The 23,199-nt window shown below is 42.7% G+C and carries 25 protein-coding genes and 1 tRNA gene; 19 read left to right on the top strand and 7 right to left on the bottom strand.

What is annotated here, in order from left to right:
• The 7 genes from GVN20_RS29545 to GVN20_RS05035 form a co-directional block, all read left to right on the top strand.
• Positions 1-330: hypothetical protein (locus GVN20_RS29545; RefSeq protein ID WP_206023206.1), on the top strand; the 330-nt coding region annotated here is incomplete at its 5' end.
• Positions 331-332: 2 nt separating this feature from the next.
• Positions 333-1,028, top strand: a complete 696-nt coding sequence (locus tag GVN20_RS05010) for a hypothetical protein (RefSeq protein ID WP_166557296.1) — start codon at positions 333-335, stop codon at positions 1,026-1,028.
• Positions 1,029-1,221: 193 nt separating this feature from the next.
• Complete coding sequence (locus tag GVN20_RS05015; RefSeq protein WP_166557297.1) at positions 1,222-1,506, top strand: hypothetical protein; 285 nt, start codon at positions 1,222-1,224, stop codon at positions 1,504-1,506.
• Positions 1,496-1,741: a hypothetical protein gene (locus GVN20_RS05020; protein WP_166557298.1), complete on the top strand. Its 246-nt coding sequence runs from the start codon at positions 1,496-1,498 to the stop codon at positions 1,739-1,741. The genes GVN20_RS05015 and GVN20_RS05020 overlap by 11 nt, the downstream gene beginning before the upstream one ends.
• Complete coding sequence (locus GVN20_RS05025; protein ID WP_166557299.1) at positions 1,734-1,931, top strand: hypothetical protein; 198 nt, start codon at positions 1,734-1,736, stop codon at positions 1,929-1,931. Before GVN20_RS05020 ends, GVN20_RS05025 begins: the two co-directional genes overlap by 8 nt.
• On the top strand, positions 1,915-2,169 hold the full coding sequence (locus GVN20_RS05030) for a hypothetical protein (RefSeq protein WP_166557300.1): 255 nt from the start codon (positions 1,915-1,917) through the stop codon (positions 2,167-2,169). The genes GVN20_RS05025 and GVN20_RS05030 overlap by 17 nt, the downstream gene beginning before the upstream one ends.
• 109 nt (positions 2,170-2,278) lie before the next feature.
• On the top strand, positions 2,279-2,740 hold the full coding sequence (locus GVN20_RS05035; protein ID WP_166557301.1) for a phage terminase small subunit P27 family: 462 nt from the start codon (positions 2,279-2,281) through the stop codon (positions 2,738-2,740).
• 151 nt (positions 2,741-2,891) lie between these two features.
• Here the strand turns inward: GVN20_RS05035 and GVN20_RS05040 are convergent.
• Positions 2,892-2,965: transfer RNA gene (locus GVN20_RS05040), tRNA-Met, on the bottom strand.
• A 225-nt stretch (positions 2,966-3,190) separates the two neighbouring features.
• On the opposite strand from GVN20_RS05040, the gene GVN20_RS05045 reads away from it, so the two are divergent.
• The 5 genes from GVN20_RS05045 to GVN20_RS05065 all read left to right on the top strand — a co-directional run bounded on the left by GVN20_RS05045 (position 3,191) and on the right by GVN20_RS05065 (position 8,950).
• On the top strand, positions 3,191-3,583 hold the full coding sequence (locus GVN20_RS05045) for an START-like domain-containing protein (protein WP_114065775.1): 393 nt from the start codon (positions 3,191-3,193) through the stop codon (positions 3,581-3,583).
• A gap of 10 nt (positions 3,584-3,593) precedes the next feature.
• Entirely contained in the window at positions 3,594-5,099 is a 1,506-nt protein-coding gene (locus tag GVN20_RS05050) for an LptF/LptG family permease (RefSeq protein ID WP_166557302.1), read from the top strand.
• Positions 5,100-5,162: 63 nt separating this feature from the next.
• A complete protein-coding gene (gene rpsO / locus GVN20_RS05055; RefSeq protein ID WP_114065773.1) occupies positions 5,163-5,432 on the top strand; it encodes a 30S ribosomal protein S15 in 270 nt (89 codons plus the stop codon).
• Positions 5,433-5,660: 228 nt separating this feature from the next.
• Positions 5,661-7,886, top strand: coding sequence for a polyribonucleotide nucleotidyltransferase (pnp, locus tag GVN20_RS05060; protein ID WP_166557303.1), 2,226 nt, complete (start codon positions 5,661-5,663; stop codon positions 7,884-7,886).
• A 200-nt stretch (positions 7,887-8,086) separates the two neighbouring features.
• The gene (locus GVN20_RS05065) at positions 8,087-8,950 is read left to right on the top strand and encodes an RNA polymerase sigma factor RpoD/SigA (protein WP_013930257.1); all 864 of its coding nucleotides are present in this window, start codon (positions 8,087-8,089) and stop codon (positions 8,948-8,950) included.
• A gap of 61 nt (positions 8,951-9,011) precedes the next feature.
• Here the strand turns inward: GVN20_RS05065 and GVN20_RS05070 are convergent, their stop codons facing one another.
• Complete coding sequence (locus tag GVN20_RS05070) at positions 9,012-9,377, bottom strand: helix-turn-helix domain-containing protein (RefSeq protein WP_166557304.1); 366 nt, start codon at positions 9,375-9,377, stop codon at positions 9,012-9,014.
• 364 nt (positions 9,378-9,741) lie between these two features.
• On the opposite strand from GVN20_RS05070, the gene GVN20_RS05075 reads away from it, so the two are divergent.
• The 3 genes from GVN20_RS05075 (at position 9,742) to GVN20_RS05085 (ending at position 13,194) form a co-directional block, all read left to right on the top strand.
• Positions 9,742-10,329: a hypothetical protein gene (locus GVN20_RS05075; protein ID WP_166557305.1), complete on the top strand. Its 588-nt coding sequence runs from the start codon at positions 9,742-9,744 to the stop codon at positions 10,327-10,329.
• A gap of 536 nt (positions 10,330-10,865) precedes the next feature.
• Complete coding sequence (locus tag GVN20_RS05080) at positions 10,866-12,026, top strand: ATP-binding protein (protein WP_166557306.1); 1,161 nt, start codon at positions 10,866-10,868, stop codon at positions 12,024-12,026.
• Positions 12,027-12,117: 91 nt separating this feature from the next.
• Entirely contained in the window at positions 12,118-13,194 is a 1,077-nt protein-coding gene (locus GVN20_RS05085; RefSeq protein ID WP_310586808.1) for a glycoside hydrolase family 113, read from the top strand.
• A gap of 6 nt (positions 13,195-13,200) precedes the next feature.
• Here GVN20_RS05085 and GVN20_RS05090 read toward each other — a convergent pair whose 3' ends face one another.
• The 5 genes from GVN20_RS05090 to GVN20_RS05110 form a co-directional block, all read right to left on the bottom strand.
• Positions 13,201-14,298, bottom strand: a complete 1,098-nt coding sequence (locus GVN20_RS05090) for a M15 family metallopeptidase (protein WP_166557307.1) — start codon at positions 14,296-14,298, stop codon at positions 13,201-13,203.
• Between the two features lie 36 nt (positions 14,299-14,334).
• Positions 14,335-15,318 (bottom strand): N-acetyl-gamma-glutamyl-phosphate reductase, encoded by a 984-nt coding sequence (argC, locus tag GVN20_RS05095; RefSeq protein ID WP_166557308.1) that lies wholly within the window; start codon positions 15,316-15,318, stop codon positions 14,335-14,337.
• An 86-nt stretch (positions 15,319-15,404) separates the two neighbouring features.
• Positions 15,405-15,755, bottom strand: a complete 351-nt coding sequence (gene gldC / locus GVN20_RS05100; protein WP_166557309.1) for a gliding motility protein GldC — start codon at positions 15,753-15,755, stop codon at positions 15,405-15,407.
• Positions 15,756-15,874: 119 nt separating this feature from the next.
• Positions 15,875-16,888 (bottom strand): c-type cytochrome, encoded by a 1,014-nt coding sequence (locus tag GVN20_RS05105; protein ID WP_166557310.1) that lies wholly within the window; start codon positions 16,886-16,888, stop codon positions 15,875-15,877.
• A 118-nt stretch (positions 16,889-17,006) separates the two neighbouring features.
• Positions 17,007-18,227, bottom strand: coding sequence for an FtsX-like permease family protein (locus tag GVN20_RS05110; RefSeq protein ID WP_166557311.1), 1,221 nt, complete (start codon positions 18,225-18,227; stop codon positions 17,007-17,009).
• A 141-nt stretch (positions 18,228-18,368) separates the two neighbouring features.
• On the opposite strand from GVN20_RS05110, the gene GVN20_RS05115 reads away from it, so the two are divergent.
• The 4 genes from GVN20_RS05115 (at position 18,369) to GVN20_RS05130 (ending at position 23,179) form a co-directional block, all read left to right on the top strand.
• Complete coding sequence (locus tag GVN20_RS05115; protein WP_166557312.1) at positions 18,369-19,577, top strand: acetyl-CoA carboxylase biotin carboxylase subunit family protein; 1,209 nt, start codon at positions 18,369-18,371, stop codon at positions 19,575-19,577.
• Positions 19,578-19,617: 40 nt separating this feature from the next.
• Complete coding sequence (locus tag GVN20_RS05120) at positions 19,618-20,748, top strand: MalY/PatB family protein (protein WP_166557313.1); 1,131 nt, start codon at positions 19,618-19,620, stop codon at positions 20,746-20,748.
• 226 nt (positions 20,749-20,974) lie between these two features.
• Entirely contained in the window at positions 20,975-21,913 is a 939-nt protein-coding gene (locus GVN20_RS05125) for a hydrogen peroxide-inducible genes activator (protein WP_166557314.1), read from the top strand.
• 186 nt (positions 21,914-22,099) lie between these two features.
• Entirely contained in the window at positions 22,100-23,179 is a 1,080-nt protein-coding gene (locus GVN20_RS05130) for a sensor histidine kinase (protein ID WP_166557315.1), read from the top strand.
• Positions 23,180-23,199 lie beyond the last annotated feature (20 nt).

Genomic DNA, 23,199 nt, shown 5'->3' on the forward strand with positions numbered 1-23,199 from the left:
GTAATCACGCTTCAATACTTATCCACAGCTGGCCTAATTATCCATCATTCAATGGCCTTCTTTAGCATCATTATACAGGTACGGAAAAAGTCGAAAGAAAAGATATTTTATGAGTTCTTCTTGACTCATACAACAACCGTGTACGACTTTGAAAGACAAACAGGTATCTCACGTGCTGATGGTTGCCGATACAAGCGCAAGTATGAAAAACTTGGATTATTGCAACAGGTACGTTTAGGTATTTGCCCTATCAGTCGAGAAAAAGACGTTCAATACGTCTCAACAGACAAAAGGAAGTTTCCAACGCCCGTACAATTAACGCTGTTTTAGGTATGGGCGAACATACACGTTTTTTCACGTTCCCCGTGGAGTTGCTACGGGGAGCGTTTACAGACATTGAAGGCGTTTGCTCAAAAGCCATAGGTTACGCGGTCTTTGTCAGGTGCAAGGATTACGAAGAAAGCCCGGAGGAAGCGTTTGGATATTTCGGCATTAACGGCAATTCCCATGCTACTGTAAAGCAGGGAAAGGAAGTTTACGAAAGCCTTTACAATCCCCCGCTAACAAGTATCAACAAGGACATTATCTTTGACTTCTACAAGAACCCGAAATCCGACTTTGAGAAGGCCGTTTTTTGCGCGTTCTGTGGCCTTCGCTCAATCCTTGGTACAAAGTCCTATGTCAAGACAAATAACGGGCTTCTAATGGCTAGAATGTTTGGTTACAGGTTAGCGGCTGAATTTACCGCAGTGAAGCAAAAACCCGCCTATTATAAACGTCATTTCTCAACGGTTCAAAAGGTACGCTATCAACTAACGGAGAAAATCATTAAACGTGAATTGTCTTTGTCCTGGGGATTAAAATACTACTCGAATCAGTCTAAAGGCTTCTATGTATCTTTTAGCATGGACTTTGAATCGTTGGTAACTCATGTCGAAAAGAGTCGTAAATCAACGCTTTTAAAGCAAAAGGAAGAAGCACAAAAGCAGATTATTGAACGCGTTAGGAAGCAAATACGGGGTAAATAACGGTACTAATACAAGGCGCAACACCACCGCAACACTTTGTAAAGTTTACAGCAATGCCACTGCAACCTTACCGCAACACTACCACAGCTTAAATAAGATAGTATAAATAAGATACTCTAATAAGACTGTTTAAAAAAGATATTTAATGTAGTCTTGTGTGTATTTTTTTTGAAAACAACAAATAAAAACAGCGATGAAAACAAATAACCCAAACGGTAGACCTAAGGGCGTACCTAATAAAATAAGCGCAGATTTACGCCAACGTATCAGCGATTTTCTAAATAATAAATGGGCGTCGGTTGAAACTGACTTTGACACCTTAGAGCCGAAAGAAAGGCTTATGTTTTTTGAGCGTCTGCTTCAATATTCAATCCCAAAACAAAAGGAAGTTACCAAGGTTGACATTGGTTCTTTGACAGATGAGGAAGTAGACCAGCTACTAGACAAAGCACTTAACAAGATGAGCAATGAGAAGTAAGAGAGAAATTTTACAAGCTGTTATTAATGGCAATACAGCGGCATTAAATCAATTGCCACGAATCGTACTGTTTTGCATCACCGACAATAAGAGCAACGGCATTTACCTAGTAACGCCACCGAACGGGCAAACATTACCAACGTGGTGCAAGCCCGAAATGACGAAAGCAGAGATTGAAACCGTACAAGCCAAAAACAACGTCCTACCTATTATCATTGAAAAAAATTATGAGTAATAGAGAAATTTTAAACGAATTGCTTAACGGCAACCCCGCCCCGCTGCAAATGACCTTCGCATGGTTATCAAAGCCTGTTGAACTAATGACCGATGAGGAACTTTACAGAATCACAGGTATTAAGCCGCTTGAAATGTCTAAACTAACGGATGACGAACTAATAACAATTATCAATGAAAGCAAAGGATAAACGCAGGTTGTTGGAATCACTGTTTAACGGGACAATGAAACCCTATGAACTTGCAGAGCATGAAGCCTTACCAACGGTTATTATTTCCCTGCCTGACGGTTCTTTGGATGTTGGACACTCAAAGATGTTTAGTGATACTTGCGTCACACAGGAAGAGTTTAAACGGGTATGTGCGAAAGTAGGTAGCAATCAGACTATTTTTATTCTTCCTGATAATGGGCGTAGTACCGAAGTATAGCCACAGGAAGGGGGAGGTCGAAAGTTCGCAGCTTTTTGGCTCTTGACCCGTGACCACCTTCCACGTACGATATTGACCAAAAATAGTAAAAAAACCAAATACACAAATTATGTTTAAAGGCAGACCACCAAAGCCCGAAAAGAGCGAGGCTCGTAACCGGCCAAACAGAGAAAAGAAGCGACTCACTAAGACAGTTGCTATTGCCGAACTGCATCCCGCGCCCGAATTAATGAATGAGTACGGCCAACAGGAATGGGACAGGCTGATGCGTAACGTATCTAATCTGATACACCCACAGGATTTAGGACTACTCGAAATGGCTTGCAGAGCCTACGGAGTCTATACGGCAATAGAGGTAGAAATGCTTACTACCGGCAGGTTTTTTACTAATGAAAAAGGGGAGAATGTACTAACAGCAGCAGCGAGGGAGTCAAAGCGACAATTGGAAGTTTATCAAAAGATAGTCATTCAATTTGGAGTAACTCCACTATCAAGGGTAAAAGTAGCGATACCGAAAAAGCAAGACGAAGAAAAACCAGACCCAATGGAAAAGCTACTTTCAATGCTATAATAAGGAATTTTTTTAAAGCAGCCTCAAAAATGGCTGTTTTTTTGTGACCCCACTATCAAACGCTTAACTAAACGCTTAACATTCGACTTTTTTAGGGGTATAGAAAAACACCTAACTATTTAACTGTCAGATAATTAGGTGTTTACGTTTGTAGCGGGGAGCAGGATCGAACTGCCGACCTTAGGGTTATGAATCCTACGCTCTAACCATCTGAGCTACCCCGCCATCGTTTTGGTGGTGCAAAAGTAGAAGAAAAAATTTTATTACGCAAACAGATTTTGAATAATTAAAGGAAGTTTCTATTTTGCCGTTGCCGTTGAGAGGGTTAGCAGTATTAAGTAATTTATTGGAAGATAAAATAAATTGAAAATTTAGGAGGAAAACAACGGCTTACCCTACCAAAGCCAATTCAACCGACCTTTTTTTAACAAGTTAAACAAGCCAAACACTATGCAAAAGTTTAAATACTCGAATGAATATGAACTAAGGGCTTCGCCAAAGATGCTTTTCCCTTACATAAGTTCCGCTTCTGGCCTGTCGGAATGGTTTTGTGATAAAGTCAATACTAAGCCTGACCATAACTTTGATTTTATCTGGGATAAAGAGAGTCATATTGCCGAACAAAGCTCTCTCCGCCTCAATAAAAGCGTCAAGTTTGAGTTTCTTAATACGAGCGAAAATAATCGGGATAACAATTATATTGAATTTAAAATTGATGTAAGTGACTTGACTGGCTCAACGTATTTACGGATTACGGACTACTCCGCCAACGCCGACGTGGAAGAACTAAAAGACCTTTGGGACGGTTTAATAGAGAGTCTCAAGGAAATTGTGGGAAGTTGAGTAAATACGAATGAAAAAAATTGATAAACTGGTATTACGGTCATTTTTAGGCCCGTTCGTCCTGACTTTGTGCATTGTCGTTTTTATATTTTTGATGCGACTTATCTCTCAGTATTTGAACGAACTCGTGGGTAAGGACATTGATTTCTTAAATTATGTTAAACTCCTCGGCTTTTTTAGCCTCATTACTGTCCCAGTAGCTTTACCTTTGGCTGTCCTGCTTTCTTCATTGATGACCTTCGGCAATTTGGGGGAGTTTTTTGAATTAACGGCCATCAAAAGCGCGGGAATCTCTACGTGGCGCGCCATGCGGTCTGTGATGGTCATGGTGGCGATGATTACGCTCTTCTCTTTTTGGTACAATAATGAGGTGGCCCCGTGGGCCAATCTTAAGGGATATAGCCTTCTCTATGACATTAAAACTGCCAAGGCAACCCTAAATATTAAAGAAGGGATTTTCTACAATGATTTGCCGGGCTATAATATAAAAGTAGATAAAAAATTTGCTGACCAAAGGAGCCTAAAGGGATTGGTCATTTATCGACATCCGACCTCCGATTACAACGCTGGTAACCGCGAAGTGATTTTGGCCGATTCGGGCCTGATGTACACCATCAATAATCAAAGCTATTTGGTTTTTGAATTGTATAAAGGAAATCAATACTCTGAAAATGGTCAAACAGGAGGGGGGAGCTATTCTCCGAGCGACAACCGACAATTTACGCGCTCTTATTTTGACCATTATAAAATGGTGGTAAGTCTGGAGTCATTCGGTCTAAAACGTACCGATGAGAACCAATTCCAATACCACGAGTACATGAAAAATGCCAAAGAGTTGCAAAAAGTGGCCGATTCGCTCAAAAAGGAATATAAAAAGACCAAAGATGGGCTTTTCCCACAGTCGAAACAGTACTTTAGTTATGCCTTTCGGGCCGAAACCCTCCCAAAAGCAACGGCCCCCAAATACGGCAAATGGGTCGACTCACTGTTGAAGAAAAAACCAGTGGTGTCGCCATCCGAAAAAGAACAAGTACTCGCAAGTGCGCTGACGCAGGCCCAAAACGTAAAATCTTACGCCCAAAGCAACAAAACGTACCTGACAGATAAGGGAAAAACCTGGTATCGCTATGATTTGGAAATGCATCATAAATATACCCAGGCAGTTTCCTGTTTTGTGATGTTTCTGTTGGGGGCACCCTTGGGCGCCATCATCAAAAAGGGTGGCTTTGGTATTCCGGTGTTGGTGTCGGTTCTTTTCTTTATTTTATCGTATGTACTTACCTTGCAGGGCGACAAATGGGCCAAAGATGGCTTGGTTTGGGTGCCGTTTGGGGCTTGGTTTTCCAATACACTCCTGATATTTGTCGGAATCTATTTTGCCGACCGTGCTTTGAAGGATTCTCGCTTGTTTGACAAAGATGTATACATTATTTGGTGGGAAAGAATGACGAAAAAGTGGCAGCAAAACAATACCCTTAAAAAATGGCGCGGCAATAAGGCTATTTATTCAAACTAATTGCATACCTTTGCAGCCGTTTTTGTATATATGTTCCATCTAAATTAATCTGAGGTTACAATCATGTATTTAACATCGGAAGTGAAAAAAGACTTGTTTCAAAAGTATGGCAAGTCTGAAAGCGATACGGGTTCTCCAGAATCACAAATTGCATTATTTACACACCGTATCAACCACCTGACCGAGCACTTGAAGCAGCACAAACACGACAGTGCCACTCGTCTTGGTCTTTTGAAATTGGTAGGTAAGCGCAGACGATTGCTGAATTATCTTCAAAGAACTGAAATCAGTCGTTATCGTACTATCATCGCCGAACTGAACATCAGAAAGTAACGCGATACGCTCAAACAGGGAATTTCATTCAATTGAATTCCCTGTTTGTCATTTCTCTCCCTTTTAAAATTAAGTACAAAATTTTTGCGGTTTATTCAATAAATAGCTTGCGTTGTTGTCTTTTAATGAAGTTAAGTGTAAACGTATTGTTCGATTCACATTTAATAGATAACAAAATAACAGTCTTAAGCGGAAGCGCAGGCACAAAGCGGTTTTAATTCTTCTTTCATGTTTAACATCATCACAAAGACCATTACACTTCCTGATGGTCGCACCATCACAATTGAGACGGGAAAACTAGCCAGACAGGCCCACGGGTCTGTTGTTGTGCGTATGGGTAACACCATGTTGCTAGCTACGGTGGTTTCCAATCCCGATGCCCGGCCCGGTACTGATTTTCTGCCGTTGTCGGTTGATTACCAAGAAAAATTCGCGTCAGCGGGACGTATTCCCGGAAGCTTTCAGAAGCGTGAAGGCAAATTATCGGATCACGAAGTGTTGGTCAGCCGTTTGGTTGACCGAGCCCTGCGCCCGATGTTTCCAGATGATTTCTACGCAGATACGCAGGTAAACGTATTTTTAATTTCGGCCGATGCTGAAGTATTGCCCGATGCCTTAGCCGCCTTGGCAGCATCATCAGCGTTGATGTTGACCGACGTGCCTTTCAACGGCCCTATTTCGGAAGTGCGAGTGGCAAAAATCAATGGAGAATACGTTATTAACCCCATTTCTTCACAATTAAAAGCCGCTACTTTAGATCTTATCGTGGCGGGTTCTGCCAAAGATATTTGTATGGTAGAAGGAGAAATGAGCGAGGCATCGGAGCAGGATGTCATTGAGGCAATCAAAGCCGCTCACGAAATTATTAAATTGCAATGTGCGGTTCAGAAAGAACTTGAAGCAGAAGCAGGTAAAACAGAGAAACGTACGTTTGAGTATGTAGTTCACGATGAGGAACTTCGTCAAAAAGTTCGTGAAGCTTGTTACGATAAAATCTACGCCGTGGCCCGCCAAGGAAGTGCAAACAAGCAACTCCGTAAAGATGGTTTCAAAGGCGTTATTACCGAATATTTAGAACAATACAAGGCCGAAAACCCTGAAGAATATGATGCCAAAGTAGGGCTTATCAAGCGCTATTATCATGATTTGGAATGGGAAGCTTCGCGCCGTTTGGTTTTGGATGAGCGCAGCCGCTTAGATGGACGTGCGCTGGACCAAATCCGCCCCATCATGTGTGAGGTTGATTTATTGCCATCACCCCACGGTTCGGCGTTGTTTACCCGTGGCGAAACGCAGTCGCTTACGACCGTTACGTTGGGTACTAAAATGGACGAGCAAATCATTGATACTACCATGTATTATGGTTACAGCCGTTTCATGTTGCACTATAACTTTCCAGGTTTTTCAACGGGTGAAGTAAAACCAAATCGTGGACCTGGCCGTCGTGAAGTAGGACATGGAAACTTGGCCCACCGATCATTGAAAAAAGTATTGCCTCCAGATGACGAAAATCCATATACGATTCGTATCGTTTCAGATATTTTAGAATCAAATGGTTCGTCATCAATGGCAACTGTTTGTGCAGGTACACTGGCATTGATGGATGCGGGGATTAAGATAAAAGCCCCCGTAGCAGGAATTGCAATGGGATTGATTACCGATAATTCTGGCAAATACGCCGTGCTTTCAGATATCTTAGGGGATGAAGATCACCTTGGTGATATGGACTTTAAGGTAACGGGTACTGAACAGGGAATTACGGCTTGCCAAATGGACCTCAAAGTAGACGGACTTTCGTACGAAGTACTCGCCGAAGCACTTGAACAGGCGCGTCGAGGACGTTTGCACATTTTGGGTGAGATGAAGAAAGCGATTGTTGAAAGTCGCGAAGACCTTAAACCTCATGCTCCTCGTGCGGTAGTTATTCAGATTGCGCAAGAGCAAATTGGTGCCGTAATCGGGCCAGGTGGTAAAGTAGTTCAGGAAATCCAACGCGTATCGGGTGCAACCGTAACCATCGAAGAACGTGAAGGTGCGGGTTATGTCAGCATTTTTGCCACCAACGGCAACAGCATGGATATTGCGGTAAAACGCATCAAAGGTATTGTTGCCATTCCAGAAGTAAACGAAGTGTACACGGGAGTGGTAAAAACAATCCAGCCATTTGGCGCGTTTGTTGAATTCATGCCGGGTAAAGATGGTTTACTGCATATTTCAGAAATCACGTGGGAGCGACTAGAAACCATGGACGGAGTGCTGCAAGTGGGGGAAGAAATACAGGTAAAACTGGTAGAGCACGATAAAAAAACAGGTAAATATCGTCTTTCACGCAAGGCATTGTTGCCTAAACCAGAAGGCTACGTTGAAAAACCTCCACGTGAAGATCGCGGCGACCGTCGCGAACGCGGCAATGACAGAGGGGGAGAGCGTCGTAGAGACGATAACCGTCGATAAAAAAGGGTATCAAAAAGGGCCAAAGCCGAAAAAATCAATTTGATTCTACGCCTAAATTGGCCCTTTTTGATAATTTTTACTAAAAATCCAAGAAACTCAGTAGATTTTAGGTTTTTTAACTTAAAGTTGGTATGAAAATCAACTTTTGATACTCTTTTTTCGTTACCAAATAGTATTAAGATAGCACCAAAGTTTATAAAATGAGACAGCTAAAAATCAGTAAGCAGATTACCAACCGAGAAAGCCAATCGCTTGATAAGTATTTACAGGAAATTGGAAAGGTAGATTTGCTGACTCCCGACGAGGAGGTGACTTTGGCGCAAAGAATTCGGGAAGGTGATCAACAGGCACTGGAGAGATTGACCAAAGCAAACTTACGTTTTGTGGTCTCCGTGGCTAAACAATATCAAAACCAAGGGTTATCACTTGGTGACCTTATCAATGAAGGTAACTTAGGATTAATTAAAGCCGCGCAACGTTTTGACGAAACGCGTGGTTTTAAATTTATCTCCTATGCCGTATGGTGGATTCGTCAATCCATTTTACAGGCATTGGCCGAACAGTCCCGTATTGTGCGCCTTCCGCTCAACCGCGTAGGGTCTCTCAATAAAATTTCAAAAACATTTTCGGATCTCGAACAAAAATTCGAGCGTGAGCCCTCTCCCGAAGAATTAGCCGAAGTGTTGGACATCTCTGCCAATGAGGTGGTTGATACGCTCAAAATATCGGGTCGTCATGTGTCGATGGATGCGCCTTTTGTACAAGGTGAAGAAAACAGCCTTTTGGATGTACTAGAAAACGACATGGAAGAGAAGCCCGACCAAGGGCTAATCAACGATTCGCTTCGCAAAGAAGTAGCGCGCGCACTTTCTACCCTGACCCAACGGGAATCGGATGTGATTGCGTTGTACTTCGGCCTGAACGGCGAACATCCCATGACGCTGGAAGAAATCGGTGAGAAGTTCAACCTGACCCGCGAACGTGTACGCCAAATCAAGGAAAAAGCCATCCGTCGTTTGCGCCATACGTCGCGCAGCAAAGCGTTGAAGACGTATTTGGGATAGATAGATTCAAAAAAGTAAAGTTACAAAGAGACTGTCTCACAAGGGCAGTCTCTTTTGCGTTTTAGGAGTGTAATTCGCCTTTCAATCTTTGGATTTCATCTCTTTGTAACCGAATTATTTCATCTTTGCTATCCAACAAATCCTTAAATAATTGACTTCCATCTATTGTTATATCAAAACCTTTGACCAAATTATTTTTATTGTCTGTGTTATGTTCAATTTTGATGGGTGTTTTGGGGAGAAGCTCTAAGATATTTACTTTCAAAATTTCAGCTAACTTTGGTAAATATTCAACTTGAGGCGTTGATTTATCACTTTCCCATAAACTGATGGTACTTTGTGATATTTCTAAATAGTCCGCTATTTCTTGCTGAGATAAGCGTTGTTTTTCTCGAAGTTGTCGAAAATCTCCCCCATATGTAGCCATAGATTTGTCATTCTAAAGTGGTGATTCCCTGTGTTTTGTGTTTGTAGAACTAATTGATATAACAGTAATTAGTCTTAGGACGTACAAATTGCTATATAGTTGCTGAGAATAGTACAAATAAATTTTATTGAAAAAATCATAGAAATTATTGAGAAAACAGAGAGGATTCATGTACAAAATAAGGATGTTTCGCAAAACTATTTTATCAACCTAAACATCTGTTAATTATGAACTTTTCGAAAATTTTTGGAGTCTTTTTGGCTACTTGTGTCTCCTTGGTTGTTATTTTGCCTGTAAGAATGAGCAGGAAGATTTATACAATAAATCATTGCTAAATGATAACTTGATTAAAGAAATGCATCTAATGGGAGTAAACCAACTAAACTACTCTCAGAATAGTTTAACATTTAAAAAGTATAGTGTTAATGCTTCTGATTTCAGATATATCAACAAAAAATATTATAGTTTTCATAACGCTATTGTAGAAATTGATGGTGGGAATCATAAAATCCCTAAAATTTCATTATCCTTAGAAAAGGAACAATACACTCTTTTGCTAAACTTTGAAACCAAAGAGTTAGTATTGTCAAAATCTGGTAATATCATTTTTTCTAATCTAGATATTGAACTAAACAAGATAGATGAAGAAACCAAAGTAATCTTATCTTTTTTACTGGTAAATTATATCGAAGCAACTAACAAATCATTGCCACGTATCCAAAGTTCGAAATTTAAACTCAGTTCGGATTGTCGCTTATCGAGTTTTGGAGTTTCACTTACAAAAGGAGATGCTCAAGAGCAAGCGAAATCAGATCGACCAGACAGTAGTTGTAGTAAATCAGGAGAACCGGGTTGTCTTTGTGCAACTGGTGTTTGGGGGGGAGATATTGCTTGTGTATGTATTCAAGTTTGGGTATGTAATGACCCAGTAGCATGTTTAAACGTAGGGTAGGGACTAATAAATTAGTATTGTGTATATTAACTATGAGAATCATAAAACTATAGTTAGTCTTATATGACTCTATTCATTTTGAGTAATTTTTTAATCCTTGATAATCATGATAGGTTTTGCGTTTACCATCAGTTACACATCAAGTATAATACTTATCCTTGGTGTTCTTATTCTGTTTTCACTGGCAGTTTACTCGCTTTTGAAAGATAGAGACTTAACGGATACACAGAAATTACTTTGGATTCTATTTATTTTTCTGACTCCTGTGGGTATCTTTTTTGTTATTTTTGAACGAATTAAATGGTTGCTTGCGCGAAAGAAGCAGGATGTACAATAGGAACACTAATGAACTTGCCGTTTGCGCCATACCTCACGCAGCAAAGCGTTGAAGACGTATTTGGGATAATATTTCTTTGAATTATTTTGACGATAATAAATGAAGCCGCCTTTTTAGGGCGGCTTTTTTGTATTCTTAGGGGTGTTTTTATGTAAATCCACTTTTTATTCTTAGATTTACATAAAAATCGTTCCAGAAAATGATAAAGCGAACCTTGGCTTCTCGTCTTACGGAGCTTCTTACTAAATTCCCCATACTATCGCTTACTGGCCCGAGGCAGTCGGGGAAAACGACCCTGTTGCGTCAACTTTTGCCGAATTACCGATACGTGTCTTTAGAAAATCCCGATGAGTTGGATTTTGCACTTTCAGATCCACGCCGCTTTTTGGATACCTACTCTGGGCAGGTTATTTTTGATGAAGTACAACGTGCCCCAAAGTTGTTTAATTATCTACAACAGCGAGTAGATGAATCTCGACAGATGGGACAATATATACTGTCGGGTTCGCAGAACTTCCTATTGATGAAAGGTATTACGCAAAGCTTGGCAGGGCGGGTTGCTATTTTTCGATTGTTCCCATTTTCATTTGGAGAGTTACAAACCGTTGATTTATTGGCAACGACTCCAGAACGTGCGATGTTTACGGGCTTTTATCCACCCATTTTTGACCGAGGATTGCATCCTTCTGACTTTTACGCCAACTATTTTGAAACTTACGTGCAGCGGGATGTTCGGGAGCTTCAGGCGGTGCAAAATCTGACGCTTTTTCGGACATTTGTTCGGTTGGCGGCAGGGCGGGTTGGACAACCGATTAATTACCAAAAATTGGCTTCAGATGTAGGCATAGCTTCTACAACTGCCCGTGAGTGGTTGAGCATTTTGGAAACGAGTCATTTAGTGTTTATGCTGCCACCTTATTACAAGAACTTTAACAAACGCCTCATCAAATCCCCGAAATTATATTTTTATGACGTAGGTTTAGCCAGTTATCTTTTAGGAATTAAACAGGAAGAAGAGCTAATTACACATCATTTTCGAGGCAATTTGTTCGAGAATATGCTCGCGGCAGAGTTAGTTAAGCAAGGTTACAACCGCAATGACCCTGACGAGCTTTACTTTTGGCAAGAAAGTAACGGACACGAAATTGATATTTTATTAGAAAAAAGTGGAGGAGTACTCATTGGCGAAATCAAATCGGCAGGGACCATCAATGCTTCATTTTTTGATAATTTAGCATGGTTTCAGCAGCAAACGGATGTGCCTGTACTGGAAGCTTATTTGTGGTATGCAGGGAATGAATCTCAAATTCGTCGTAGCGCAACAGTGATACCATGGCACCAAGTAGGTCTAATAAAGTGAGTTTATATCAATTTACTTTTGTGCAATGAGACTCATTACACAGTAAGCCCACGACAAATGCGGCTTTTTTGTTAAACCCCGACTCCTTATCGTGAAAAAACTTATTCGCTACCAACGATGGACTGCCAGCTGTAAACTTCAAACAGTAAAACGGAACGCCGCCTGCTGCAAACTGTTAACTGCCTGCTGCCTACTGCTGACTGTCGCCTGTACCCGCCCTTCACCTCCCGTGTATAGCGGACAGAAAATGCGGGGAGTGAACTTGGTGGCTCCCTCAAAAGAGATTGATTCGTCGGTCTTTAGTCCTATTCGGCAAGTAAATGCCGAATGGGTGGCGGTCATTCCGTACGGTTTTTGTCGGGAAGGGGAGCCGCATTTTCATTTCAACATGAACAAAATGTGGTGGGGAGAAACCAAAGATGGAACCGCCAAAACGATAGAACTCGCACACCAGAGCGGCCTGAAAGTAATGCTTAAGCCCCATGCTTGGGTTGGAAGAGGGATGTATACGGGAGATTTTGACCTCAAAACCGAAGCCGATTGGCAAACTTTTGAAAAAGATTTTGGCGATTATATCCTTACCAACGCCCGCATTGCGGATTCAATGAAAGTAGATTTGTTTTGCATTGCGACCGAAATGGACAATTTTGCCTTTAAACGTGCTCCTTTTTGGCGTTCGATGATTCGGCAAATACGAGAAATTTACAAAGGGCCGTTGACGTATGCCGATAACTGGAATAATTATCCGCGAAATCCCTTCTGGGCAGACTTGGATTTTATTGGTGTAGATGCCTATTTCCCCCTTTCGTCCGAAAAACACCCTTCGATAGAGACCTTGCAAAAAGGTTGGCTGACGCATTTAGATGAGTTGGAGGCATTTGCGGCAAAACTTCAAAAACCCATTTTGTTTACGGAATTTGGCTATCGAAGTGTTGATTTTGCGACTGAAAAACCTTGGGAATCCCACGATACCAAAACCGATAATCCTGCATTACAGGCAGATGCTTACCGGGCTTTTTTTAAGGAAGTGTGGCCGCGAAAATGGTTGGCGGGGGCTTTTGCGTGGAAATGGTTTTTGCACCAACCGCGCGACTCCCGTAGGGACGCTTTTTCACCCCAACAAAAACCTGCCGAAGCGGTATTGAGGGAAGAATTTGGGAGAAAATAGCGTTTATTATTGCCAAACTCCCAACCTAAACGTTTTCTGAACTCCCGTCGGGTGAATTAAGCTTGTGGTATGCAGGTCAAGGTTGCCAATGATTAAAATATCACGACCAGATTGATAGCCTGCTTTGGTGGCTTCCAATGCTAGATTGCGCATTAAAAGGGACGTTGGGCGTTCGGCTAACGTGTCGCACACGCAGGCATGGCCTTTATGTAATTGATGGAGGGCGGCAAGCAATGCTTTGGTATCTTCAACCTTGGCCGCTTTTCCAGCGGCGGTCATGGCCTGCACACGATTTTTGAAATAACGACCATAGGCTTCATATTCAAAGCGTAGGGCGGGAATATTCGCTAAAAGTTCAGCACTGTTTGCAAAAAATTGAATGTGATTGGGGTCAACAAACCCTAAAAAATTACCACCCCAAGTAAGCGAATATTGTCGGCCTATTTGTCCCAAAAATGTTTTATAATGGGTGATATTTTGCAACTGCCTGCCTCTGCTGAGGATGGCAATGTCGGAGGCCAAGCCAAATTGATGCTGAGACAAAGGAGATACACTTTTGCCCATGGTCAGGTGGCGTTTTTGCTTTCCGCTTCCCCGCAAATCCGACTGTACTCTAAGTTTATAGTGAGGGAATTGGCTTAAATAGGCCTGCATCATTGCGTCCCGTTTTACCAAAAAAGAATCTCTGACCGATTTTAAAATTGACTCGTAGCGAAGGTAGGGATAATCGTAGCGGTCAGCCAAGGACCAAAGATAGGTGAGGTCGAGGTTCGAAAGGGTGTCGACTGTAAACGACGCCTGAGGAAGTTTCAGTTCATAAGGTTGGCCCTGAAACGACGGAGCTGTGAGGGCTTTCCAAGGCTGGACTTGCCCATTTTTGATGGTAGTTACAAAAATCTGTGGGACGGAAGTGAGGGCTTCCTTGAGGGTATCGGCTTGCGAAAATGGCAACACTAAATCAAGTACGCTAAATGATTCGAGGCGCTGAGTTGTGTCACAATGTTCTTTTTCCCATGAACTTTCTTTCAATTCATCTACTGCACCGCAGGCAATGGACAGCAGCACGAGCGCTATACTGCCGATACAAAAAACGACTTTGCTCATGCTGCTTTAACAGTTGAAAAATGAGAATGTTTCCCTCTAAAATGCAGCGGCTTTTAGGCGCAGGCCTGCATCTTCGGGCAAGCCAAAAAGTAAGTTTAAATTCTGTACCGCCTGTCCAGAAGCACCTTTGGTTAGGTTGTCTATTTCACTAGTAATCAGTAGATTGTCTCCGTGTTTCTGGAGTTGAATCAGACATTTATTGGTATTTACGACTTGTTTTAGGTCAAGATCTTGGGTACTAACATGCGTAAACGGATGCCCTGCATAATAGCTTTGGTAAAGCGAAAGGGCTTCCTCTAACGTACCCGAAAATTTGGTGTACACATTGGCCATAATCCCACGGGTAAAGTCTCCGCGATAGGGTATAAAATTCACCTCTTTGCTGAAATCAGCTTGCAAAGCTGCCAGACTCATTTTGATTTCTTTGAGGTGTTGGTGCGTAAACGCTTTATAAATAGACATGTTGTTGTTGCGCCACGTAAAGTGCGTTGTGGCGCTCAACGCCTGACCCGCACCCGTAGAGCCTGTAATGGCACTTACGTGGACGTCGTCGGTTATTAAACCTGCCGCGGCCAAGGGCAACAATGCCAATTCGATACTGGTGGCGAAGCAACCGGGGTTGGCGATTTTCTCGGCAGTTTTGATGCGCTCGCGCTGCAATTCGGGCAAACCGTACACGAAGCCGTTTGATTGATCACGAAAATCCGTACTCAAGTCAATGATTTTGAGGGAAGAAGGTACGGGATTACTTTCCAAAAACTTTTTGGATTCGTTGTGCCCCGCACAAAGAAAAATAGCATTTAAGCCTTCTATTGCCAATAAATCTGCGATTTCTTCCCCCGAAAAAGTTAACTCTGTATCTCCTAACAAGTCGGTATGAGTGGCATAAATGGGTTTGCCTGCTTGGCTTTTGGAGTGCGCCCAGGTAATTTCAACGCTTGGGTGATTGATTAAAATACGTAATAATTCGCCCCCGGTATATCCCGCTGCGCCGACGATTCCGATTTTTATTTCAGTCATTTTGTTTTTTGATCACTGGGTTAAAAGCAACCCTGTTTTGGCCGTGAAAAACCCAAAACACATTTCACAAGATAAATCTAAGCAACTTATTGCCCTTGTTGTACGGCTTGCATTTCTTTTTGAAGACGTTTGCTCAACGCCATGCCAACTTCGTCAATTTCGGCGGCCATGATTTCGTCGCCCGTAGCATTGCGTAGTGTGTCGGCTACGCAGCCGAGCATTTCGATGCAAAAGCGCTTCATATCAAGTACTTCCATGTCTTTTGACCACAAGGGGATGAAAAGCGTCCCCCGGTGAAAATGATCCCAAACACCTACGGCAATCGCTTTGGTTTCTTCCAGTCCTTCGTTGGGGTTGTCGGTCGCTTCCCAATAAATTTTTTCGGGGATTTTCTCCTCGTCTTGCTCTATGGTAAATTTTATTTCTTTTTGTGTCATTGGTTTTGTTTCCTTATTAATCCTGCAAAGTTAAGGATTAGAACCTATGTATCCGAAAAATAGTTCTGTTTGCCCCCTTCTAAAAACGATTGAAATCTGGGTGAGGATGTTTTAAAATACTAAATTTTCTTCAAACCTGCCGTTTCGGCTTTGGCATCTTTTCCTAAGATTTTAGCCTTTTTGGGGGTAAAAGCAACCGTTTTGTTTTTGATGGGTTTGAGTGATTGGAGATAACTATAAATGGCTCCGAGGTCTTCTTCGCTCATTCCGCTGTAAAAAAGCCACGGCATAGGCGTATTAAAACCGTTCTGTGTGGCAAAGGAATGGAAGGTTTTAGGATCAAATGACTTAAAACGAGCAATAAATGCCTTTTTGGGCCACTGTCCAATTCCTGTGGCCAGGTCGGGGGTTAAATTGGCCGATTGCACGGTGCCAATGGGCAACGGAAAAGACATTCCGCCCGCAAGCGACTTCTTTTTAACAGGAATGCCCATATGCCGTTTGGTGTGGCAATCTGCACAGCCCGCAAATGTAACTAAATAGCGGCCGTACCCGACAGAATCCTGCAAGGCTGGTTTGGATTGAAAAGTGGCTTTTTGGGGCATTTTTTTGAGGATGGGCTTTAACCATAAATCGGGTTTAGCGGCAGGAACGGGGTTTTCGATGGGAGGAATGGTGCGCAAGTAAGCGATGATGGATATAATGTCCTCGCGGTCCATTTTGCCGTAGTTTTGGTAGGGCATCATCGGTAATAAGGCGGTTCCGTCTTTGGAAATGCCCGTCGTAATGGCGCGGTAGAGTTCGCCGTCGGTCCATGATTTTAGGGCAGCAGGCGTTAAGTTTTTCCCATAAAAAGTGCCCGGTAGGCCCATTTTATGGTCAAAGACCTCGCCGCCTGCGCCTTGAGTGCCTGCTATCATGGGACCTGCAAACTTCGAATAATCGCGGCGGGAGTGGCAATCCATACAAACGGCGACATGGTTGGCCAAGTATTCTCCGCGTTGAACGCGCTCTGGGGTGATGTTTATGGTTAGTTGTTCGGGTGCCCCAATCCGGGCTTGGGGGCTTTTGCAACCGATGAAAGCAAGGCACGCAGTAGCCTGCGCAACGAGAATGGCGTGGGTAAATTTCATTTTTAAATGGCTGTTTAAAATCAAACAACTAAATTAATGATTTCACCTATGTATCGCCTCTATTTTCTGCTTGATTTATTAAACGTTCTTTGCAGGAATGACACTATTGGCTGGTTTCTTACTTTTTAAACACCAATGCTTGAACGGGCCGAATTCGACTGATAATCATGGTGGGTAGGAGTAAAATGAGCGCAATGAGCAAAATGATACCCGCGTTGAGCAACAAAATTGCTTTCCAATCAAAGACGATTGGAACCGTATTCATAAAATAATTGGTGGCATCGAGGGGAATGATTTTAAAACGGGATTGAACCCAGCAGAGGCCAATACCAATGAGGTTTCCGATGAGCAACCCTTTGACGGACAGTTGAATACCCACGAAAAAAAAGATGCGCCGTATTTGTGCATTGGGACTGCCGAGTGTTTTGAGAAGGCCCACCATCGGTGTGCGCTCCATCATCATTACGAGCAGAACCGACGCAATGTTGAAACACGTAACAAACAGCACCAAGACCAACAAAACACTCGTGTTTTGGTCCAATAATTGGAGCCATTCAAATAAAGGTCTGAAGCGGTCCGTGACCCGTTCCATGCGCATATCGGCGGGGAGTTGGCCGTATAAGGTTTTGGCAGAAGACTCCAATTGGTCAAAATCATTGACAAAATATTCGTAGGCTCCGACCGAATCTGCCCCCCAGCCGTTGAGACGCTGTACCAAGCCAATGTCTCCCAGAACCAACTGATTATCAAATTCTTCGAGGTTGGTTTCGTAAATGCCAACAATGTTAAGTTTGCGGACGCGTGGCGGATTCTGGACAAAATACATCACGACATTATCGCCTACTTTTAAGTTTAATTTTTGGGCAATCACCCGGCTCAGAATAATTTCTTCGGCGTAAGACGTGTCTGAAAATTGAATGGGGCGGCCTTCAACCAAACTTTCTTTCAATAAATCCCAGTCGTAATCACGACCTACACCCTTAATGACGGCCCCTTGCAATTCGTCAGGGGTTTTGAGAATACCCGCCTTGTGCGCAACGGCCTGTCGGTGGCGAATCCCCGGGATTTTTTGCCATTGATCATAAACGGGCGTGTGGAGCAAAATCGGTGATTCTTCAAATGATTGGTTGAGCGATAGTTTGGAGACCTGAATATGGGAGCCAAAAAGAAAAACCTTTTGATAAATGGTGTCTTTAAACCCAAATAAGACAGACAGGGCCACAATACCCACGGCAACCCCTAAGGCGATGGAGGCAATACCTACTCGGGAAACCGTAGCCGAAAAAGTGGCTTGCTGGGGCTGACGTATGCGACGAGCCACGAAAACGGGGAAATTCACAGCCTGCGTTTGGTTGAAAGATTGATAGTTTGTATGTTTGAAAAGTCCCCGCAAAGGAAACACATTCTTTTTAATCAACCTAGTCTTACACCTAGTTGGGGGAGGTCATAAATTGTCCTAAAACACAAACTTTGAGAACCTATGAGCCTTACGTTTCTCTGTATCACCTGTTACTTTAAAGGAGGGGATTTTATGCGGGCCTGCAAGGAAGCTGGCAACACGGTCTATTTGCTGACGGCCAAAAGAACCGAAGGCAAAGCATGGCCTTACGAATCAATCGACGAGATTTTTTATTTGGAAGATGATTCCAATACGCTTTCCAACTTTGAGAACATGATTAAAGGTATGGCCTACGTGATGCGTACTCGCAAAATAGACCGGGTAGTGGCCTTGGATGATTTTGACGTAGAAAAAGCGGCAACGATACGGGAGCATTTTCGGATTCCGGGCATGGGTCAAACCACGGCTCGTTATTTTCGTGATAAGCTCGCCATGCGGGTGCAAGCCCGTGATGCGGGTGTTAAAGTGCCCGTGTTTAGTGCTTTGTTTAATGATGTAGAAATTACGGATTATTTGCGGGCGTCCACTCCGCCGTGGGTCATCAAACCGCGTGCAGAAGCCTCGGCCGCCGGTATAAAAAAAGTGTATAGTTTTGATGAAGCATGGCAGACCATTCATAGCTTGGGCGAAGAAAGACACTTGTTTTTGATTGAACAATTTAAACCAGGTGCCGTCTACCACGTCGATGCGCTTACGCTGGGTGGGAAAGTTATATTTCATCGCAGTAGTGAGTACCTCAATACGCCGTTTGAAGTGGCACACGGGGGCGGAATCTTTCGCTCTGTGACGGTAGAATTTAATTCGAAAGATGCCAAAGCCCTCAAAAAAATGAATGAACAGGTACTGAAAGCATTTAATTTGAACTACAGCGCGTCGCATACAGAAGTTATCAAATGCCACGAAGACGGAGAGTTTTATTTTCTGGAAACGGCATCGCGGGTAGGAGGGGCGCACTTGGCCGAAATGGTAGAAATGTCATCGGGCATTAACTTATGGAAGGAATGGGCCAAAGTAGAAAATGCGTTGGCCAAGGGAGAAAGTTATTCGTTGCCCGATGTCAGAGATGATTATTCTGGCATCATCATTTCGTTGGCTCGTCAGCAATGGCCGGATTCATCGCCGTTCAATGACCCTGAAATTGTGTGGAGAATGAACGAAGAATACCACGTCGGCCTCATTGTACAATCCACAAGCCGAGCGCGAGTACTTGAATTAATGGAAAAGTACGCTCAGATGATACGGCATGACTACCATGCCTCTGCCCCCGCGCAGGATAAACCTACCCATTAGATTGGGGAGGTATTGCATATAAAATCAATCTTTTTTAAAAATGAGTATTTTCGATACAGAAATCAACCGTCGCCACACCAGTAGTTATAAATGGGATAAATATCCCGAAAATGTCCTGCCAGTGTGGGTGGCCGACATGGATTTTCAGGCCGCACCTCCCATTCTTGAAGCGTTAAATAAAGTTACTCAACATGGAGTTTTTGGCTATTCTCGCTGTCCTGATGAACTGAATGAGGTTATGATTGAGCGTCTTCGTACGCGCCATGCGTGGGAAATTGATAAAAATTGGATGGTATGGCTGGGAGGTTTAGTGCCGGCCATTGGCCTTGCCATTAGGGCCTTCACGCAGGTGGGGGAAGGAGTGATGACGGCGGTGCCGGTGTATCATCCGTTTATGATTGAAATCGAAATGGCCGATCGTGAGTTGCAGAAAGTCCCTTTAAAATTAGAAAATGAGCGCTGGACGCTTGATTTTGAGGCGATTGAAGCGGCCATTATGCCCAAAACCAAATTGTTTTTGCTTTGTAATCCCCACAATCCTGTGGGTACAATGTTTACGCGGGATGAACTGCAACGCTTGCATGAGATTTGTCAACGTCATGGTATTGTGGTTTGTTCGGATGAAATCCATTGTGATTTGATATTGGACGATACAAAAAAACATATTTCCTATGCTACACTCAGTCCAGAAGCCGCCCAAAACAGCATAACCTTATTGGCCCCGAGCAAAACCTTCAATTTGGCGGGCTTGGGTTGTTCGCTGGTGGTGATTGCCAATGAGGAGTTGCGCGCTAAGTTTGTCCGTACCAAAGCAGGGTTGATGCCCATGCTTTCGGCGTATGCGTACGAAGCGGCGTTGGCGGCCTACCGTGATGGGGCTTCGTGGCATGAGGAGTTGTTGGAATATTTAAAAGCGAATCACGATTTGCTTTTGGAGACGGTCAATCAAATGAAGGGGTTGAAAATGAGGTCATTGGAAGCTACATATTTGGCGTGGATTGATACTCGTGATACTGGCCTAACCGACGTAGCCAAACGACTCGAAGAGGCAGGTGTTGGCATCAATGATGGTGCAATCTTTGGAGAACCAGGTTTTATCCGACTCAATTTTGCCTGTACCCGCGCTACACTTGAAGAAGTTTTGAGGAGAATGAAAACGGTTTTTGTGTAAAAATTAAGAAAGGTCTGGTATAACTACCAGACCTTCTCATTACTATTTATCTCATACGTTAGGCAAGTGTTAATTCGTATTTGGGAGGCTGTGGCATCTAGGTCAACGATGGCAAAAATGATATAAAAGTTAGACTAGATTGTTGATTAAATTGTCGAATACAAATGTACCTTTATGTCTTTTATGAATCAAATCAATAATATTGATGTTTTGATAGATAAAACCTATGACATTCGTACAACTTGAATATTTGGTTGCTTTGGATACGTATCGGCATTTTGCAATGGCGGCCGAAAACTGCTGCGTCACGCAGCCGACCCTGAGTATGCAAGTCCAAAAATTGGAAGATGAGTTGGGCGTGAAACTTTTTGACCGCAGTAAACAACCCGTCGTCCCGACTGAAATAGGTCAGTTGATCATCAAACAAGCGCGACTCTTGCTGCGCGAGTCAGCCAAAATTAAGGACATTGTCGACGAACATCGCGGAACCGTAGCGGGGGAGATTCGTGTGGGAATCATCCCGACCCTGGCGCCGTACCTTTTACCGTTGTTTTTGGATAATTTTATTAAAAAATACCCGCAGGTAAAGCTGAAAGTAATCGAATTGACCACCGAACAGCTTATTTCTAAATTAAACAAGGATTTGCTCGACGTGGGAATTGTGGTGACCCCCTTGCAAGATGATCGAATTACGGAGTACCCCCTTTTTTACGAGGAGTTTGTGGCCTACCTTTCAGAATCAGAAAAAGCCTACCAAAAAGAATTCATCCTTTCTGAAGATATTGACCCCAACCATCTTTGGCTTTTGGAGGAAGGACATTGTATACGCGGACAAATCCTGAATATCTGTGAACTGCGGAAGCAGAATTCGCACATGCGAAATTTTGAATACGAGGCAGGAAGTATCGAAACCCTCAAACGGATGGTGGAACATTACGGTGGTATAACGATTTTACCTGAATTGTCACTGCGGGATTTAACGGAAAAGCAACGGTTGCAGGTTCGTCATTTTCACGTTCCTACGCCCACCAGAGAGGTGAGCCTCGTAATGCTCCGGCATCACCTCAAAAAGAGCATCATTGAAGCAATGAAAACCGAAATCCTGAACGTTATTCCCGAAAAAATGAAACAGAACATTTCGGGAAAGGTGATAGAACTAGGTTAACGGCATTTACATTATTTTATGCCCTGATTATCCTCATCAGATGCATTTTCGTCTAAAAATTCTTACTAGATGTCGCTTCCTTTAAATAGAGAAACCGTTATTTGCTAACTTTCAGCTAGAGCTTGATTAAAATTTTATTAAATTTATTGGCTCATCGACTCTTTTCCGAAATTAAATCGTATTGTTATGTCGGCCCCAACTCTTACTTTGCCTGCTCCTCCCGGTAAAATACGCTGGCGGCAACTTCTGGTTGTCTTCACCCATATTTTCTTTTGGGCGTGTTTTATCTTCTTGCCTTTTATCTTGATTCAGTCTCAACAACCCGCTGCGGATACGCCTTCTAAGCTAACGAATGAGGAAAAAGAACGAATTTGGCAAATGACATTCTATTTTAGTCAGTTTTTTTCGGTATTGATATTTTACGCTAATTCAGAAGTTTTGCTTCCCAAAGTCTTTAAAAAACATGGCTTGGGTATTTATTTACTTATCATTCTGACTACCTTTATCGTTGTTCTGACGATAACCTATTTCTTTCGTTATTGGATGATGGGATTTGCGCCAAGGACTTGGTTTACGTATTCAACTTTTTATTCGCTTATTTCGGTCATTGGAGTTAGTACATGTTTTCAATTATTGAGTGATTACCAACGCGAGCATCGCCTCCAAAACGAACAGGAAAAAGTACGTTTACAATCGGAACTGTCGTTTTTGCGGTCGCAGATAAGCCCTCACTTTATGTTCAATCTAATGAACAGCTTGGCGGCATTGGCCCGTAAAAAGTCAGATTTATTGGAACCCATGATTGTCAAGATGTCGGATTTGCTCAGATATATGCTCTATGATTCTGATGATGCCAGAATACCGTTGGATAAAGAAATGAATTACCTCAAGAGCTACGTTGAACTGCAACAAATGCGTTTTGGTAATAAAGTTAAAGTGGAAATGGACTTCCAAACGCCCACCAATGGCTTAGCGCTTGAGCCTATGCTGTTGATTCCTTTTGTCGAAAATGCCTTTAAACATGGGACGGGTTTTATTAGAGAACCTTATATTCAAATAGCGCTGGCAACCAACAAACATAAGCTGCATTTTAGAGTACAAAACCGATTCAACAGCGATTTTGTGGAATCCAAAGATGGAAGTTCGGGGATAGGCTTGGCCAATGTTCGTCGTAGATTGGAACTGCTTTATCCAGAACAACATACACTTAAAATATCTAAGGAGAAGGACATCTTCATTACGGAAGTGGAAATTACATTAAAGTAACAGTCCGCCTTTTTGAAGCG

It is taken from the genome of Runella sp. CRIBMP, from assembly GCF_009905605.1.
Classification (GTDB): domain Bacteria; phylum Bacteroidota; class Bacteroidia; order Cytophagales; family Spirosomataceae; genus Runella.